This window comes from Allopusillimonas ginsengisoli, assembly GCF_004153455.1.
Taxonomy (GTDB): Bacteria; Pseudomonadota; Gammaproteobacteria; order Burkholderiales; family Burkholderiaceae_B; genus Allopusillimonas; species Allopusillimonas ginsengisoli.
Map to the genome: position 1 here is coordinate 1 of NZ_SDQE01000006.1, position 17,262 is coordinate 17,262.

At 53.7% G+C, this 17,262-nt stretch carries 16 protein-coding genes and 2 pseudogenes; 4 read left to right on the forward strand and 14 right to left on the reverse strand.

Annotated features, from left to right (window positions below):
- Positions 1-363: 363 nt before the first annotated feature.
- Positions 364-585: pseudogene (locus ERE07_RS22370) on the forward strand (PIN domain-containing protein); the annotation flags it as partial.
- Positions 585-785 carry a ribbon-helix-helix domain-containing protein gene (locus ERE07_RS12145; protein ID WP_130009113.1) on the forward strand — a complete coding sequence of 67 codons (201 nt, stop codon included), beginning with the start codon at positions 585-587 and terminating at the stop codon, positions 783-785. The pseudogene ERE07_RS22370 and the gene ERE07_RS12145, both read left to right, overlap by 1 nt.
- Positions 786-863: 78 nt before the next feature.
- Here the strand turns inward: ERE07_RS12145 and ERE07_RS12150 are convergent.
- The 13 genes and pseudogenes from ERE07_RS12150 to ERE07_RS22375 all read right to left on the reverse strand — a co-directional run.
- A pseudogene (locus tag ERE07_RS12150) lies at positions 864-1,082 on the reverse strand (IS3 family transposase); the annotation flags it as partial.
- Positions 1,083-1,422: 340 nt separating this feature from the next.
- Complete coding sequence (locus ERE07_RS12155; RefSeq protein WP_130009114.1) at positions 1,423-2,604, reverse strand: acetyl-CoA C-acyltransferase family protein; 1,182 nt, start codon at positions 2,602-2,604, stop codon at positions 1,423-1,425.
- Between the two features lie 7 nt (positions 2,605-2,611).
- A complete protein-coding gene (locus ERE07_RS12160) occupies positions 2,612-4,717 on the reverse strand; it encodes a 3-hydroxyacyl-CoA dehydrogenase NAD-binding domain-containing protein (protein WP_130009116.1) in 2,106 nt (701 codons plus the stop codon).
- 47 nt (positions 4,718-4,764) lie between these two features.
- Positions 4,765-5,544, reverse strand: coding sequence for an enoyl-CoA hydratase/isomerase family protein (locus ERE07_RS12165; RefSeq protein WP_167670868.1), 780 nt, complete (start codon positions 5,542-5,544; stop codon positions 4,765-4,767).
- A 55-nt stretch (positions 5,545-5,599) separates the two neighbouring features.
- Positions 5,600-7,705, reverse strand: a complete 2,106-nt coding sequence (locus ERE07_RS12170; RefSeq protein WP_130009119.1) for an acetate--CoA ligase family protein — start codon at positions 7,703-7,705, stop codon at positions 5,600-5,602.
- A gap of 41 nt (positions 7,706-7,746) precedes the next feature.
- Positions 7,747-8,715 (reverse strand): Bug family tripartite tricarboxylate transporter substrate binding protein, encoded by a 969-nt coding sequence (locus ERE07_RS12175; protein WP_245153685.1) that lies wholly within the window; start codon positions 8,713-8,715, stop codon positions 7,747-7,749.
- A 279-nt stretch (positions 8,716-8,994) separates the two neighbouring features.
- Positions 8,995-9,687 (reverse strand): Phenylacetic acid catabolic protein, encoded by a 693-nt coding sequence (locus ERE07_RS12180; RefSeq protein WP_130009122.1) that lies wholly within the window; start codon positions 9,685-9,687, stop codon positions 8,995-8,997.
- A gap of 42 nt (positions 9,688-9,729) precedes the next feature.
- Positions 9,730-9,957: a phenylacetic acid degradation b gene (locus tag ERE07_RS12185; RefSeq protein WP_130009123.1), complete on the reverse strand. Its 228-nt coding sequence runs from the start codon at positions 9,955-9,957 to the stop codon at positions 9,730-9,732.
- Positions 9,954-10,304, reverse strand: coding sequence for an iron-sulfur cluster assembly protein (locus ERE07_RS12190; protein WP_130009124.1), 351 nt, complete (start codon positions 10,302-10,304; stop codon positions 9,954-9,956). The genes ERE07_RS12185 and ERE07_RS12190 overlap by 4 nt, the downstream gene beginning before the upstream one ends.
- Positions 10,298-11,266 carry a 1,2-phenylacetyl-CoA epoxidase subunit PaaC gene (locus tag ERE07_RS12195; RefSeq protein WP_245153686.1) on the reverse strand — a complete coding sequence of 323 codons (969 nt, stop codon included), beginning with the start codon at positions 11,264-11,266 and terminating at the stop codon, positions 10,298-10,300. The genes ERE07_RS12190 and ERE07_RS12195 overlap by 7 nt, the downstream gene beginning before the upstream one ends.
- Positions 11,267-11,367: 101 nt before the next feature.
- A complete protein-coding gene (locus ERE07_RS12200; protein ID WP_130009125.1) occupies positions 11,368-12,153 on the reverse strand; it encodes an SDR family NAD(P)-dependent oxidoreductase in 786 nt (261 codons plus the stop codon).
- A gap of 71 nt (positions 12,154-12,224) precedes the next feature.
- Positions 12,225-12,869 carry a TetR/AcrR family transcriptional regulator gene (locus ERE07_RS12205; RefSeq protein ID WP_130009127.1) on the reverse strand — a complete coding sequence of 215 codons (645 nt, stop codon included), beginning with the start codon at positions 12,867-12,869 and terminating at the stop codon, positions 12,225-12,227.
- Between the two features lie 239 nt (positions 12,870-13,108).
- A complete protein-coding gene (locus tag ERE07_RS22375; protein WP_130009425.1) occupies positions 13,109-13,252 on the reverse strand; it encodes a 3-keto-5-aminohexanoate cleavage protein in 144 nt (47 codons plus the stop codon).
- Between the two features lie 711 nt (positions 13,253-13,963).
- Here ERE07_RS22375 and ERE07_RS12215 point away from each other — a divergent pair.
- Together ERE07_RS12215 and ERE07_RS12220 are read left to right on the forward strand one after the other, a co-directional pair.
- Positions 13,964-14,455, forward strand: a complete 492-nt coding sequence (locus ERE07_RS12215) for a thioredoxin domain-containing protein (RefSeq protein ID WP_209021140.1) — start codon at positions 13,964-13,966, stop codon at positions 14,453-14,455.
- A gap of 250 nt (positions 14,456-14,705) precedes the next feature.
- Entirely contained in the window at positions 14,706-15,533 is an 828-nt protein-coding gene (locus ERE07_RS12220; protein ID WP_130009129.1) for an META and DUF4377 domain-containing protein, read from the forward strand.
- Between the two features lie 168 nt (positions 15,534-15,701).
- On the opposite strand, the gene ERE07_RS12225 is transcribed toward ERE07_RS12220, so the two are convergent.
- Entirely contained in the window at positions 15,702-17,261 is a 1,560-nt protein-coding gene (locus tag ERE07_RS12225; protein ID WP_130009130.1) for a PepSY domain-containing protein, read from the reverse strand.
- Position 17,262: the final 1 nt, after the last annotated feature.

The window sequence follows — 17,262 nt, forward strand, 5'->3', positions numbered from 1 at the left end:
ATGGACATCCACTGATCCTTCTGAAGCATCGTCAGCCTTCGCGCACAAAAGGCTAACTTTACGGAAAAGTGGTTCGGTTTTACTTTGCGCGAAGTGGCTCATTATTACTTTGCGCGCAACAGCGGGCTTGAACCACAGGCTGGTTTTATCGTTTTTTTGCATCTGTACCCCAGCTTGTACCCCGCAGCTCTCATAAGTCGGGAAAAGTGCGTAAATATTGGTTTACATCGTGTCTATTCGATTCCGCCCCAGACCAAATGCAACCCTTGATTCATTATTAATTCAGGGGCTTTTTGTTGGGCTCTTCCGGTTCTTCCCCGTTAGGCTCTACCCCACGAATGAACTACCCCACAGGAGCGTCAAGAAATTCTGGCGGCGCTCGCCCAAGCTGGGCGTTGGGTATCAGTCTATTACGGCTGGCGGCCTAATCTACCCGACGAAGGCGATAATCATCTTATTGAACTGGCCATTGCCGGTGGAGCGCAGGCCATTATTACGCACAATGTCCGCGATGTGGCACGCGGAGAACTGACCTGGAAGGAGCTGCGGGTACTAACACCCGCACAGTGTTTGGAGAATCTGTGATGAGCACACAGACCATACGTTTGCCGGACGATACCGCCCAGCGCCTGAAGACCTTAGCGCAATCGCGAGGCCTTAGCGTCAACAAGCTGGTCGAAGAAATGAGTGCCCAGGCAATTGCGGCATTCGACGTGGAAATGCGATTCAAGACGCTAGCAGCCGGCGCTGATCGCGAGAAAGCCCTTGCGATCAGCGCCGGCTAGACGGCACGAAGTAAGGAATTAGCTGGCCAAAAAACCAAAACAATAAAGCCGAAAGCTAGATAGCCTTTGCTGACGGCTAGCAAGTAACTGGCCCTGTTCAACATAGTGATCCACGGCACCACGCTTTTTCTCATCAGTGTACTGTCGCTTTGTCCGTTGGTAGCCTTGGCGAAGATCCTGATTCCGTTCAAATTCTGTACACCAGGATTTCAGTGAATTCTTAGTCGGATATCCAAGCTGCCAGAGCGTGGCATTGATCCGGCGCTCCAGTTTCAAGTAGAGCCTAACGGCTCGCAGTCACAGAGCAGCTGATCCTCGCCTACGCCGAGTTTGTTCACGAAAAACTTAAGCATCACGCGGTATACACGGCAGCGAAACTGGCGTTCAAAAATGTCACGATTGTCATCCAATCTCGAATGATAACGGCTGCTTCGGGATGCACAATGAATTCGCGATCGGTGCTGTAGCCTGTTAAGCAGGCGGACTGTATCGCGGCAGGCCTTCAAGAAGGTGCTGGCCAGCAATGCTTCACTGTGGGGCGTCTCACCCAGATGGTCGTCAAGAGACGTGTTGACAGTGGATTGAAGGACGTGGGATTTGACCAATGGCATAATTCCGAAACCAGCGTTGTTCTGAATCACGCCCGCTCAAACACCGCTGCTATACCTTGTCCCCCTCCGATGCACATCGTGACCAATGCATATCGACCTTTGATCCGTTGAAGTTCATAGAGCGCCTTGACTGCGATGATTACCCCTGTTGCACCGACTGGATGCCCTAAACCAATACCACTGCCATTGGGATTTACTATTTCCGGTTCAAACTGAAGTTCGCGTGATACCGCACAGGCCTGCGCCGCAAAAGCTTCATTGGCTTCTATGACGTCCATCTGCGAGACAGATAGACCTGCTCGCTTAAGCGCCATCTGTGTAGCCGGCACTGGCCCTATACCCATGAAGGCGGGGTCGACGCCTGCATGCGCGTATGTAACCAATCGGGCCATGGGCTTTACATGTCGCTGCTTGACCGTAGCGCCGTCCATCAGAACAACCGCAGCCGCGCCGTCATTCAGCCCAGAGGCATTACCAGCGGTGACCGTACCATTATCTTTTCTGAACACCGGCCGCAGGCCTGACAGACTCTCAAGGGTTATATCGCGCCTTACGTGCTCGTCCGTATCAAACTTGACAATGTCCTTGCGTGTTTCAAGAACGACGGGGACGATCTGCTCATGAAAACGCCCAGTGTCAATGGCAGCTGCAGCACGCCGGTGGGATTCGGCGGCAAGTGCGTCCTGATCCTGTCGTGAGATGCCGAAACGGGCGGCAACGTTCTCGGCGGTGACACCCATGTGAATCTGATTAAAGGGGTCGGTCAAAGCCCCTAGCAGCATGTCGATCATGGCGCTGTCCCCCATGCGTGCTCCCCAGCGTTGAGACGAGGCCAGATACGGAGCTCGGCTCATGCTTTCGGCACCCCCAGCAACGGCGATACGAGCATCTCCGAGCATGATGGACTGCGCTGCCGAGACTATCGCCTGTAACCCGGATCCGCAGAGACGATTGACGTTGAACGCCGGTGTCTCATGACTGATCCCCGCTTCTATAGAGGAAACTCTTGATAGAAAGACATCACGGGGCTCTGTGCTGATGACGTTGCCCATCGCTACATGCCCGACTTCTGATCCAGTCAACTCCGCCCTCTTCAACGCCTCCCTTATAACGATTGCACCCAACTGAGTTGGTGGAGCGTTTTTTAATGCGCCGCCGTAGGCTCCAATTGCAGTCCGCGTTGCGGCTACAACAAATACGTCTCTCATAGCATCCTCATGCATCTGTTACGCAAGCGTTACGCTGAGATTCAAGAATGTGAAGCTCAAGGCCCGATGCCGGTGTCCAGAATGCTGGGTCCGCCATGGGGTTACGGGAAAACTCGCGCATTTTTTCCGCAACTTCGCTTAAACCCATTTCTTGTGCGTAGAACATGGGGCCTCCACGGTAGTCCGGGAAGCCGTAGCCCGTGACGTAAGCGATGTCTATATCAGACGCGCGCTGTGCAATGCCCTCGTCAAGAATCCGATATCCTTCATTGACCAGAGCGTAGACCAAGCGGTGGATGACTTCATCGTCGGAGATAGCCCGCGCCGTGATGCCAGAATCCTTACGATAGCCTACGATCATCGCGTCAACTTCGTCGCTGGAGATCGCATGGTATTGGCCGTCCTTATAGTCATACCAACCGCGTCCGTCTTTTTGACCTCGGCGTTGCATTGTTTCGATCAGCAGGTCGGGCAGCTTGCTGTAGTGCAAATGAGGCATTTCCACCTGGCGGCGCTTGCGTATGTCGTAGCCTACATCATTGCCAGCCATGTCGCTCATCCGGAAAGGGCCCATGGCAAAACCAAACCCTTCGATAGCTTTATCCACCTGCGCGGGCGACGCGCCTTCTTCCAGCAAAAAGCCAGCCTGGCGTAAATATTGCTCTATCATCCGGTTGCCGATGAAACCATCACATACCCGCGCTATGACAGCTGTTTTACCAAGGTTTTTTGCCAGTTGCATTACGGAGGCAAGAACCTCCGGGCTAGTGTGATCGCCACGTACGATTTCAAGCAAACGCATGACATGTGCAGGACTGAAGAAATGCGTGCCGACTACGTTTGCTGGGCGAGACGTCGTTGCAGCAATGCGATTAATATCCAACATCGAGGTATTTGACGCGAGGATGGCTCCTGGCTTCAGATTCGCATCAAGCATAGTGAAGATCTTCTGCTTGATCTCGAACTTCTCATATACTGCTTCAATGGCGATATCTACCCCATGGATGGCCTCATAGCTTAAGGTTGGAGTCACCATGTAGATATACTCCGCCATTTGGGCTGCGCTAATACGCCCCTTCTCGCAGGCACGGCGGAATCCCTCTTTAATCACTGCCATGCCACGGTCCAGAGCGGCCTGATCAACCTCCAGAAGCTGGACCGGGATGCCTGATTGTGCAAAACATTGAGCTATTCCTGTACCCATTGTGCCCGCTCCGATTACTGCCGCACTGTTAATACGATGGATTGGTGTATTTCGCGGAACGTCGGAGATAATCGTCGCCGTACGCTGAGCAAAGAAAAGATGCCGCAACGCGCGTGATTCAGAGGTCGCAGACAGTTCATTGAAGTACGTATGCTCCTGCTCGAGAGCCAGGCCGAACGGCATTGATACTGAAGACTCGAGAGCGTCTATGCAGCGCTGCTTGGCTGGATGGCCAGGAGCCCGCAGTTTCACCTTGGTCCGAAATGCGGTAAGCAACTGTTGTGCATCTCTGTGCTCGACCTGAATATCTCTCACACGTTGCGGCCGATTGTGCTTGGCCATACGCCCGGCAAAGCTCACTGCAGTATTTAACAGGTCGGTGTCCTCATCGACCACGGCGTCGAGCAAGCGCGTATGCGACAGCACGGACCCAGTAACCGACTCTCCCCAAACGATCATCTCCAGCGCCCGCTCAAGCCCGACGAGTCTGGGCAACCGTTGCGTACCGCCGGCGCCTGGCAGCAAGCCCAGCTTGGATTCTGGTAGAGCCAGTAGGGCGTCACGGGTAGCAATGCGGGCGTGCGCACCAAGTGCAAGTTCCAGTCCTCCTCCCATAGCCATGCCGTGGATAGCTGCAATGACGGGTTTAAGACAGTTTTCGACTACCTCAATGACTGCACTTAGATCCGGATAGCGCCAAACCTCCGGCCCATCAAATTCTCGGATGTCGGCTCCGGCGGAGAACATCTTTCCGTTGCCTATCAAAACAATGGCCCGAACCGCTGGCGCGGCAATGGCCTCGTTCAAGGCGGAAACGATAGACGACCGAACTTGATGCCCAAGACTATTGACAGGAGGAGCGTCAATGGTTATGACCGCGACATCAGATTCTTTTCCATATAGCTTCATCTGGATAGTTCCTGCATAAGAGGGGAAATGGGAGAATGGACCACGAATCAGAAATTTGGAGCGCGTTTCTGCTCCATTGCTTGAACCGCCTCTTCGAAGTCCGGGCCATTCAACAGCACGCTTTGGGCATAGACGTTAAAGCCCCATTCACTGTCTATTGTTGACTCCAGCCCGCGCCTCAGCCCCTCCTTGGCAACGCTGAGTGCCATCGGCGCCTTGCGCGCCAGATCCTCAGCAAATTCGCATGTCGCCTGTTCCAGTGATTCGAGGTCCACAACCTGGTTGGCCAACCCGATGGCGGCTGCTTCTTCACCGTACACTCGAACGCCGCGCATCACCATATCGCTGGCTCGGCCCAAGCCAATCAAGCGAGGCAGTAGGAACATGCCGCCTAGCGGGGGAATAATCCCCAGATCGATCCAGGATTCGCAGAAAAATGCTTCGCGCGCCACGATGCGGAAATCGCATGCGACGGCAATCTCACAGCCTGCCCCCACGGCGGGACCATTGACGGATGCAACAATGGGCTTAGTACAAAGTTTGATCGCTTTAGCTGCCCCGCCAAAATAGGTATAGACGGTTGTGCGAATTTCCAAGGGCGTCATTTTGGTCAGCGCATTGAGAAAGGCTTTGTCGCCACCCGACGAGAAAGCCTTTCCTGTGCCGGTCAGCACAATTACACGTACTTCGTCATTTTTTTCAAATGCGTGAATCGCTGCGATAAGGGTGCCTAGGAATTCTGGGGTGAAGGAGTTCAGCACTTTGCTGCGGTTAAAAGTGATGTAGCCCACTCGATTCTTGATGAGGGTAATCAGGTCGTCGGTCATCTCAACATTGTCCATAGAAGTAAAAATTTCTCAGTAAAGTTGGTGCGGAGGGGCGTTAGGCACGCACCAACAGGGCGTCGCCAATGACTACGCCCAATCCCTCCGGGCGTACAAATATCGGGTTAAGATCCATTTCTTGTATGGTTTCCTGACCCGCTGCCGCGATTTCGGAAACCTGTTGGACTAGCTTCGCCAGTGCTTTGATATCGCTACCGGCTCTACCGCGGGCACCTTGAAGGATCGGAAATCCCTTCAACGCCGCGATCATCGAATGCGCCTCGTCAAGATTGACAGGGGCGAGTCTGATGGCTACGTCACGGAAGATCTCGATGAATATTCCGCCTAATCCAACGGCCACCATAGGGCCGAAAACAGGGTGTCGCTGAATGCCGACGAAGCACTCTCTGGCATTACGTATCCGTTCTTCTACAAGTACGCCTTCTGCATCAGGCGGAAAGAGTGCTTTCAGTGATAGGAATTCCTTCTCCGCTGTTTCTGGCGTCACGCCGATGCGCACCCCTCCAATATCTGACTTATGCGGAATCGAGCTCGCTTGAAGCTTCATAACGGCTTCGCCCCCGACAGAGGATACGGCTTGTTGCGCATCGGCGACTTGTTGCACGAGTCGGCCCGCAGGTATCGGCAAGCCGGCTTCTTTGAGTAGGCTCTTCACAGTAACCTCCGAAAGGACGCCGGCAGGATAGCTGTTTAATACTTGCTCTAACCTTTGCCACGAGACTTGCTGCCCCGGCTCTTGAGAGGTCCTAGAGCAATCGGACTGGAGCGCCCACTCGACCATCCGTGCCACGGTACTGATGCAAGCCGTCGGGTCTTTAAAAACCGGGACGCCCAGCTTTCTGATGGTGGGATAAATGGATTTATCTTCTGCTGCGACCCAGGTTACGACAATGGGCAAGTCTGTTTGCAACGCTAGGCGCCCAATTACATCAACCAAAGCATCCTTGTTGCCGTCGCACATACCAATAAAAATTGACACGATGTCAGCCTCACCACTATGGATGATTTCGCCAGCTGTTTTTTCGAGCAGTGTAGCGTCTGCCACCAGTTGACCCGTGAGATCCACAGGATTGACTACACTGCCGAAGACAGGAACAACCTTCGCTAGCCGTGTACGCAACGCATCTGAAAAGGCAGCAATCTCTAAACCTTGCTGGCTACAGTCGTCAGCCATAAGGGTTGCAGCACCACCAGAGATCGAAAGTATGGCAACACGGCGCCCGCGGGGAATACGGCCGGTCGAGAAAGCCGCTGTCAGGTCGCGGAAGGCATCGGCGGAATCAACCCGCACTGCTCCACCCTTCACAAATGCCGCACTGTAACCTTCATCGGAACCTGCCAAGGCAGCCGTATGGGACGCAGCGGCAGCACGGCCCGCATCGGTACGACCGGTTTTTAGAAGTACTACCGGCTTGCCTGCACTTCGCGCTCGCCGCAACGCATCGATAAATAGTGCCCCTTCATCCTTCACGCTTTCGAGATAGCCGCCAACGACCCGTATGCGATCTTCTTCGACGATATAGTCAAGGAAGTCGCTAAATGTCAGATCGATTTCGTTGCCAGTGCTAGCCCAAAAACCGACTCCTATACTCTCTTCTTGTGCTGCTGCGAAGACGAGTCCCCCAAAAACACCGCTTTGTGTAATAAGAGCGATGGGGCCTGCTTGCAAGGCGCTACTGGATAAAGCGCCCGAGTATGTCGCAGCTACACGGTCAAATAGATTGATACCCCCTTGACAGTTGGGGCCGCATACCCGTATGCCAGTCTCCTGTATGACAGCGCGTAGCTCGTCTTCGATCTGCCGTCCAGCCTCCGTTCCAAGCTCCCCGAATCCGCCGGATAGTATGGTCGCCACCTTGATGCCTTTGGCAGCACAACGGCGCACCGTATCCGGTATGGCGGCTGCTGGCAAGGAGATCATGGCAAGGTCGATTTCCTTTGGAAGCGATTCGATATCGGCAGCGCATGGGTAGTCACCCAGTTCCTGATACTTTGGGTTCACCGGGTAAATTCCTCCCTGGAATCCATGTTTCTTAAGATAGGCAAGGGGACGGGACGCCATTTTGCCGAGGTCTCCCGAAGCGCCAATTACAGCAATATTGCGCGGGCGGAAAAAAGCGTCCAACACTGATGGGGTCTGCATGCTGGAATCTACTCCTGCGTATGAAAAAGAGGATGGGAAAATTATTCGGGCCTGACGTTAGCTGCGTCTGCCATCTCGGCGGTGCGCGCGGTTTCTTCCTGAATGATTTCGGAGAATTCTGTGGAATTGCTAGCTACGACATCGAAACCGCGCTCTTCCAGAGATTTTGAGAAATCGGGTTTCCTTATGACGGTCGAGATATCGTTTTGAAGCCGGTCTACAATGCTTGCCGGCGTACCTGCCGGTGCGAATAACCCGAACCAGATTGTCGCCGCCATGTAAGGAAACCCTGCTTCTTTTACGGTAGGTACGTCAGGCATAATGCTGGACCGTGATTCCGATCCGATCGCAACCGGCTTGGCGCGACCTGAATTCAGTGCACCCGTGGCGCTGCTAGGGCTTACCACTGTCATTTGTACTTCGTTGGCCATCACAGCGGTCAGTGCTGGCGCCAAGCCCTTGTAGGGGACATGCAGAATGTCGATATTCTCCCGTTTTTTCAGCAGTTCGAACAACAGGTTTGGTTGCGTCCCTTTGCCGTACGATGCATAGGACATAGAGTTCGGATGGCTGCGGATCTGATCAACCAATTCCTCCATCGATTTTGCCTTGACTGCGGAGTTCACAAGAATCAACTGGCCGCTTTGCACCAGCATCGATACAGGAATGAAGCTTTTGTCCGGATCGTATGGTAACGTTTTGTAGAGGAAGCGATTACTGGTAATCGTGCCGTTTATGGTTAGCATTACCGTGTAACCATCTGGCGCTGACCGTGCTGCTTTTTCAGCACCAATAATCGAACCGGCACCGCCAACGTTCTCTACAATTACTGATTGCTTCCAAAGCGCGGACAACTCTTTCCCTAAGGCCCGCGCAACATAGTCGGCACCTCCGCCGGCAGGCCAAGGTACTATGATGCGTACTGGCTTGTCGGGATAGGCCATGGCGCTACCCGCAACGATAAGCAGGCCAGCCGCGAGTGCGAGCAGTATTTGCAGTGGCTTTTTCATTGTCTCCATCCTTTTCTTTAAGGTTTATAAAGTGGCTACGCTGTGCGAATCTCGGATACGCGTCAAGCGTTTCTTTAGTTGCTGACTAATGTAGAAAGGCAGTGTCTTTCAAGACGTAAAAGAACGAGCGGCAGGCTGTACAGCGCATAAGTAGTTCGTTTGCGGCGCCGCCGGTCATATTTTCAAAATCGACCTTATCGGCATCGTGACAAAATGGGCATTTGACGCCGCTCGTATCAATGCCATAGTCTGTCGCATTGGGAAATCTGGCAGCTTGCTTCATCGGGCGAGCTCAACGTCTTTGAACCGTACGATTTCCCACAACGATGCTGGCAATGGTCCAGCGCGACCAAGTTTTTCATCCCAGTCAGCGGGAACGTTTTCTTTTGCAAGATGCTGGTTGTCAAAAATTAGTATCGGCTCAATAGAGGATAGGAATTCTTTCTTTGCTTCCACGGTACACTGCTCAACCCAAAGTGTTGCCAGAGGCAAACGCGTGGACACCGCAGATGTCACAGAATCTAAATCATATTCCGCTAAGGTTTTCAACCAGCCTAAGCAATAAGCCATATGGAAAGCGCCATCTCGAGAGATCATTCGGGTTTGGTTTGCCAACAGTCGATTGGCACTGCGCTGCAATTGGTCGGCAGCAGCAGTTGTTGCGGCTTCGGTCAAAAATATCGTCGCCATCAAATCCGCCCAGGATTCTGGTGCGGCATCCAGAATGTCAGCAGAGGCAATTTGCGCTGCGCTACGGCCACGTTCCAGCCAGTTAAACTCCTCGCCAGCAGCTTCCAAAAGGCGGTAAAGCGCGCGTGTCGCACCTAACGAAGTACCTGCTATGGCTAGCAAGGTTGCGAAATCGCCTAGTGAACGGCCATTGAATACTGTCGCTATGCAGACATTACCTAGCACCAGTTTGGTATCGGCCAGACGCAATAAGACGTTTGTGTCGTGAGAGGTGTTATTCATTTGGCATCGCCTCAGAAAATCGATTGTTAAGAAAACAAGAGCTCAGATCGGCTTGATTTTGACGCGTTTTGTACGCTCCGTTACCGGAATGACTGCTGCCAACGGTACAAGGCACATTTCTGACCAGGGATGCTGGTCATAGACATACCAGGCACGGGTGATGGCGATATCGGAGCTAGGCGCTTTTACACTGCCGACGTGCTGCAACGTATCGTTGGAGTCCTTACGTGCAAAAACCTCATAGAATTCTTCTTTGTAAGGAAAGCTCATGTTGCTGCTCCTTCTGAGTCTGATATGTCAGAATTGATTTGTATCCCAGCTTTTCGTAAGGCGGCCCTGGCCCGGTCGGACATGTCTGTGGGAAGCCATGGCCCACTGCCTTCAAAAGAAACTGATATATCCTGACTGAATCCGGCCGCCCGCAGCGTTGCCTCAATATCATCTTGAAGAACTTGAAGTCCGGGGCAGTGGTGACAAGGGATATTGACAACTATCTCTATCGCATGACTATCCGTAATCGCGGCGCGCTCGAGCATTCCGAGCTCAGCAAGGCCGAACGGCAGATGAGGATCTCGCACTGAGCCGATCAGGCTAAAAAGTTCTTCTTGGGTCACCATAGTTCTTTACCCCAGCGTTCGCTCTGAATTCTTTCTAGGCCAGAACGTTTGATTGGCCCGCCTTTTTTCCAGTGCGCGAATTTCTCCGGCCAAGTAATTTGAGTATCAAAGTCCCATTTTTTATTTTCCTCATTCCAAGCTATTGGCTCTTCGTAGCTGAGGACGTAACGCCCTAGCTCACGGTCGAAATGTGCAGGTATCTCAATACCCACTGATTCACAGAACGGCACCACCTCATTGAGCCACTGTTGGCGCAACTCATCGTTGCTCAAACCTCGAATGTTGTAGGTGAGCTGGTCGGTACGCTTTTTCATTGCATCTGGTGTTCCAAACCAACTGGCAGCCATAGGAAATAACAGATCTACTGCTGCCTGAACACGTTGGCGAGCATGCGAGGAGTGTTGCCAGAAGTATTTGACCCAGCGCTCTCCGTGCGCTACATGAAAGCGCTCTTCGAAATTCACTTTTCGTAGAGACCTGGCATAGGGGCCAAAAGAACAGTTGGCCTCGAGATCGCGAGTGGTGGTGTAGCCGGCGCGATCGCCCAGAGCCATCATGACGACGCAAGTAATGTAGTCGCCTACGTCCTGTTCGATCAGCTCGAAAGATTTGACGGCGTCGGGGGATCGTTCCATGATCAGTTCCTGAGCATCAAATCCGAAATCCTCTAACATACGGTACATCACCTGCGCATGTCCCATTTCGTCTTGAATTGAAGCCGCCACTGCAATCTTGTCGTCTAGAGTAGGAGCCATGCATAATGCGCCGTAGTAGGAAGGAAGGGTCATCAGCTCCAGATCTGCAGCTATCAGCATCGTCTGGATAAGCACTTCTCTATACCGCGGGGTCATCTCCTCTTCGGACTCAAGCTTATGGCCGGCTTTGACGCGCAATTGTAGTGACCGTTCTTTGATATCTTCTTCAGGGTGGCGTGTTGCGATCGCTTGTTGCTTTATCTTCACTTTGTTCGCCTCTTATGATTGATGCATTGCAACCGTAGTAATACATCCGCTTTAAAACTAACTGTCCAGTCAGTATTGTTTTACTGAAAACATCCACATTCTTAATAAACGGAATATCCGCCATCAATCGTCAAGGCGTCGCCTGTGTGATAGCTGGAAAGGTCACTCATCAAATAGATTGCCGCGCCCGAGAAGTCTTCTACTTCGCCGAACCGGCGTGCTGGAATCCGCGGCATTACCGCCTTGACGAATTTTTCGTTATCAAACAAGCCGGTGGTCATGTCGGTGGCTGTGTAGCCCGGGAGTAGCGCGTTGGCGGTAACTCCATAACGGGCGAACTCTACCGCTATCGAGCGGGCTAGCGAAGTGAGCCCCGCTTTAGTCATGGCGTAATGTTCATTCGCTGCTGTTCCGAAATGGCTGGCGATACTCGACGTGAGAACGATGCGGCCTGTTCGCCTGCCGTTCTCGCTCTGCAACTTCATGCATGCCAATGACACTTGACATACATGAAGTGCACCGTAGAGGTTCAACTCGATCATTTGCTCCCAATCGGACGACTGGCGTTCCAGAAACGGTACGCGGGCCCCGCCACCCATCCCTGCATTGGCGAACATGCCATCGATAAAACCATATCGTTGCAATGTCGCAGTTGCGGCTTGCTCTACACTAGTGCGATCTGTTACATCACAGGTAAAAGCCTCCGCATCGCCGGCCAAGCCTTGTAGCGCCTGAACCGCTGCGCGGTTTTTATCAGAACTTCTTGCCCAGATTGCCACGTTGCACCCAACTGACGCCAGCCCTTTTGCGATACCGAAACCAATTCCACTATTGGCTCCCGTAACTACCGCAACTTTGCCGGTCAGATCCATTAGATGTTGGTACATTTGATTTGCCACTCCCTTTTAGTGTGTGTCTACGGTTTATATAGGCCGCGTCATCAAAGCTCAGCGAGAATTTAGTTTGGCCTAGCAATGCCTGGTAAAGCGATACCGGCAAAAAGCACGGCATATAAAGCATCGAAGAGTCCACGCCCCGTTATCTTGCGATTACTTCGCCACCACTCAAGCATCGTGCCGTCGTTGAGCGCCAGAATCATTGAAGCCTGTTGTCCGGCGCTCAAATCGGCTCGAAATACACCGTCAGCTTGCCCCTCTGCGATGACTTTTTCCAGTAACTGCGCGGTTCGACGATACCCCCATTTCACTCGTTTTTCAGCGGCTTCACCCGTGCCCGCAAACTCGATCGACACCATGATGGGCAACAACAGCATGGCGGGCGCGATTTTGGCCAACTTGGCCTGATGCACCAAGAATTCCCGTATCCGTTCCATGGGTGGGACGTTTTTTGCACTGAGCTTTTCGCTCAGCGGCGTCAATACTTGCATCTGTACTTTGTCCAGCAGACTCAACAAAAGCGTATTTTTATCTCCGAAATAAAAGTACACCGAACCTTTTGTAAGTCCAGCTTGAGTACCTAGTTCTTCCGTTGTCGTGGCATGGAAGCCTTTCTTAATGAAGAGCTCTTCTGCGGCGGCCAAGATTTTTTCGATGCTCGCGTCACGTTGCTCCTGCTTGGTGCGTCGTCTTTGTTCTGATGCCATGGATAACTTCCGATTTCATTTTGCATGCTTACACGCAGGAGTAGTTTCTTTATCTGCAGAATATATACATACTTTCCAGTAAGTATGTTGTAAACGACTAATTAAATCAAGACTTCCCGCGTGAGTATTTACCCTAAGCCGAACGACCCGGAGCTTGCCACGTCATCGTACGTGTTATTAGCGGCCCATTGTGGTGCTGGTAGACAACCGTCAACGGCGAGGGTTGGGATGTCTCTCTTTCAGAGCTCGACAACGGCGCGGAATTCGCCCAAGGAAACTTCATTGCAGCCATTATCATCCCGCGCGTGCAGATGCACAGTGCTGGCGCCCGCCGCCAGAGCTTCGAGAGCGAAATTCCGAATCGCTTCGGTGGAACCATACAGGCGCCAGACCGTGCGGTTGCGCGCTGGCTTTTTACCGCCTCATATCTTTTCTCAGTTAATCGTGGCCGTTTGCCTACTCCTAATATAGGTTGAAAAATTGCTTGTGCCCTCACTCAAGCACAGCAGGCACATGTGAATCAGATCCATCGCCGTTCCAAGAGATGCATAAGAATTGAGACCCAGAGAGGGGACTAGACATCTCGCTTGAGGAGTGCGCCACGGCAATGGCGATTCCGCCACGTTTCAGTACACCTTGCCTGCCGGAAACCGCAGCCCGGAACGGAAACTTTGAAATCGATGCCGAAACGAGGACAAATGAACTTTCGATGCCTGATGCGTATATGCAATGAGGAAGGGAGTGTGCCCGCGACGACAACGCAATGCATATCGAGAGAGGAGCTGACGCTTTCAGCGGTGCAAAAGCGGCAACTACTTCGATACCCCGTGCTATTCGATACTGGAGCCCGGATCACAGGTATCCCGGACGCAGTCGCGTCCAAGGAAGCCGCTATCAGCCTGATGGCGCAGTGGATTCCGAAACTCGTTGTCAAGCTTATTTTGATGGCACGACGAAGTATGATGCAGATTGACGCTTCCCAGGCCCGTCCGGCACCACAACCGAGGTAGGCCAGAAGAATAAGGCAGACAATACTCGCAGATGTGTGCGGCAGGGTACCGTCACATACGTTATTGCTTCAAAAGGAGATGAGGATGACGATCACACAAAGCGCGGGTGAAGACTTCCCGCCCATGCCTGCCTGGGAGATTGCACAGTGGTTCAACACCCCGCATGCCTTGCAGGTTGAAGATCTGCGTGGCAAGGTTGTCATGCTCCATACTTTTCAGATGCTGTGCCCAGCCTGTGTTCTACATGCCATCCCGCAAGCGCAGCGGGTGCGCAAGGCTTTTCCGCTGGCCGAGGTGGCAGTGGTTGGACTGCATACAGTATTTGAGCATCACGAGGCTATGCGGCCCCAGGCGCTCGACGCGTTCATTCACGAGTTCCGGCTGGCATTTCCCGTTGGCGTTGACAAGCCGGCGGATACCGGCCCGCTGCCCAGGACCATGTCCCGGCTGAATCTGCAAGGAACGCCGAGCATACTGCTGCTTGACAGGCAGGGGCGTATACGCCTGCAACATTTCGGCAAAATCGACGACCTGGAATTAGGTGCCCTGCTGGGGCGGTTAATGGCGCAGGCGTAAGGCAAGCGTACAAAGACTCACAGCAAGAATTCATCAACGAGATATCAAGAAAACATAAAATCTCAATGTTGACGAGGGCGTGCGGCGGATCCTGGAGCGTGGCCGCGCTACGGCCGGTAAAGACTGCGTCCAGAATGTGTAAAGAAGTGCAAGCATCGACGATAAACTCATAGAAAGCGCATTGCCTGAATTGCCCTGATCCACGCATTCAAGTGACAATGGGGGCTTCTCTTCTCATAAGGACTCACGCATGAAACGTTCCCTGACATGGCTGTGTGCTGCGCTGCTCGCCACTGGCCTTGGCGCTTGCGCCCACCGTGATGGAGGCCCCTCTTCCACCGATGCCACGCCTGTACATGATGCCGGCACACTCATGGCTTATCACTGGCAGCTTCAAGAGGCAGTCGACACCGCAGGCGCTGCGCAGCCTCAATGGGTTCGTCAATCCGACCAGAATCAGGGGCCCGTGAAGCTGGCCTTCCAGGATCAGCGTCTGTCAGTTACAGGCTTGTGCAATATGCTGGGCGCAGGCTATGCCATCAAGGGTAAGTACATGGACATCAGCCAGGTGGTCAGCACCATGCGCATGTGCAGTGATCAATCGCTGATGGCATACGAGCAAAAGATCGCGCAGCGTCTACCCGACGTTTCCACCTGGAACATCAGCGGCGCGAATCTTGATGATCCGCAGCAGTCGCCAACGCTTACACTGAAATTCGAAGACGGCGGAAAATGGATGCTGTCAGGCAAGGCAACACCTGAAACACGTTTTGGCTCAACAGGCGAAATCATCTTTCTTGAAGTTTCGGCGCAAACAGTGCCCTGCAGTCATCCGCTGATCAAGGACAAGCAATGCCTCAAGACACGGCTCGTCAAGTTTGACGACGCAGGGTTGAAGCAAGGCTATGGCCCTTGGGAAACCATGTATGAAGAGATCGAAGGCTTTCAGCACGAGCAAGGCGTGAGGAATGTCCTGCGCGTCAAACGCTTTACGCGCAAGCAGGTACCCGCAGATGCATCACGCTATGCCTATGTACTCGACATGACAGTAGAAAGCGAGACAACTGCACATCTGTAAGCAGCACGCGCCTCGAAACAGGGGCAGGCCCTCAAGGGGCCGCCTTGCACCCCAAGGCAGCCGAGCGTTTGCTCCCTGCATCACGCCCGCCGCCGCATCGCTGGCGGGCGATATCATCGCAAGGTTGGATCAACACCGAGCGCTTGCGCAGGAGCGCTCCCACACCTCTCATGCCAGCTTGCGGCGCAGTCGCAGATAGCCAATCCATATGCCGGTCGCGCTCAGCACCAAGCCACCCACACTCAGCAGAATCAACACCACATCGCGCAGCACCCATGCTTTGAGAAATGGCGCCAGATCCCAGCTATGCAAGAAATTGAACAGCCACCGTCCCGTCCTCTGCGCGCGGCTCAGCGACTGCTCCATCTCGCCTGTGTAGGGATCGATGTAGACCCAAGTGGCGTCAGGATCATCAAACTTAATACGCAGTATGGGCAGCCGCCTTTCGGAGGCGCCATACATGGAAGCCGGCGCACGATGAAAGTAATACGTGTCATAGCGCGTGATCGATTGCATGGATACGATAGACGCATTCATAAGTTTCGGCGCTGCCACGCTCAATGATGTCTGCGGCCATTGATCGCGCACCACATAATGGCTATGTTCGCGCAAGATGAGGCGTGTGCGGTTGTTTCCATCACGCGCAAGCAGATAAGGCTGTCCATTGAGCACACGCCACTCCAACTGTCTCGCGTCAAAGCCACGCTGCGCCAGCATGGCCAGGGCTTGCGGCGCCTGCAGGGGCAAGCGGGTCAGTCCAGGCGTTCCACCCTGCCATGCCTGAAGATTTGGCCTTGCAGTATGCGGGTTGAACACGCCGAGTGGATTCATGGACATCAAGCCGCTGAAGATCCAGGTACATGTAATGCCGGCAAAAATCAGACCGGCAAGATGATGCCAACGCATCCATCCGTCGCGATACGGTGAACGCGACCCCGATTTGTACGGGCGACTGAAGCGCCATCGCCACAGGCCAACCAGCGTGCCGCTGACGGCGGTAACGACCCCCACGCCTGACAGCGCAATGACCAGCCACGTCCACACCGGATCAGAAGGCTGATTGCGGAACATGTAAAGCCAATGCAGCCAGGCCCCGACATAGTTCCACATACGCTCGCTGCGCGAGGCCGCCATGACCACCTCGCCCGTTGACGAGGAAACATAGACGCGCGTATGCGCAGGATCATTGACATCGATTCGATGCAAGGGCCGGTGTGCATTAAGCGCCCCTGAGTGGGTCCAGCGGTCTTCCTGCACGACATCAAGCCAGACAGCACCCAAAGACTTTGCTTGCGTGCGCGCCGCGGCCGTCTGCAACGCAGGTGCCTGAGCTGCATGCCCCGCAAACCATAACGCGGCACTCACCGCATCGTGTTGCGTAATCGGCGGGCGCGCGTCGCCAGTGCGCGCATCAACGACTAGATAGCGGCCATCGGCCTGCTGCAAGCGATAATAGGGCCGGCCATCCTCTGCCGCCAGCCTGATTGATCGTATCGCGTCCGGCTTATCCGCCCACTGCAGCGCTTGGTCGACCGGCACGCAGCATGACACAGCCGTCAGTGGCGGCAAGGCGCCCAAACGCTCAGCCGGCAGCAGTTTGGGATAGCCGACAAACAGCATGACGACACCACTGACGAACCACACGGCCATCAATACACATGCCGCAATGCCTGTCCATCGATGAACCAGATAGGCGAGACGTTTAAAACGTGTCCAGATACTTGCCATC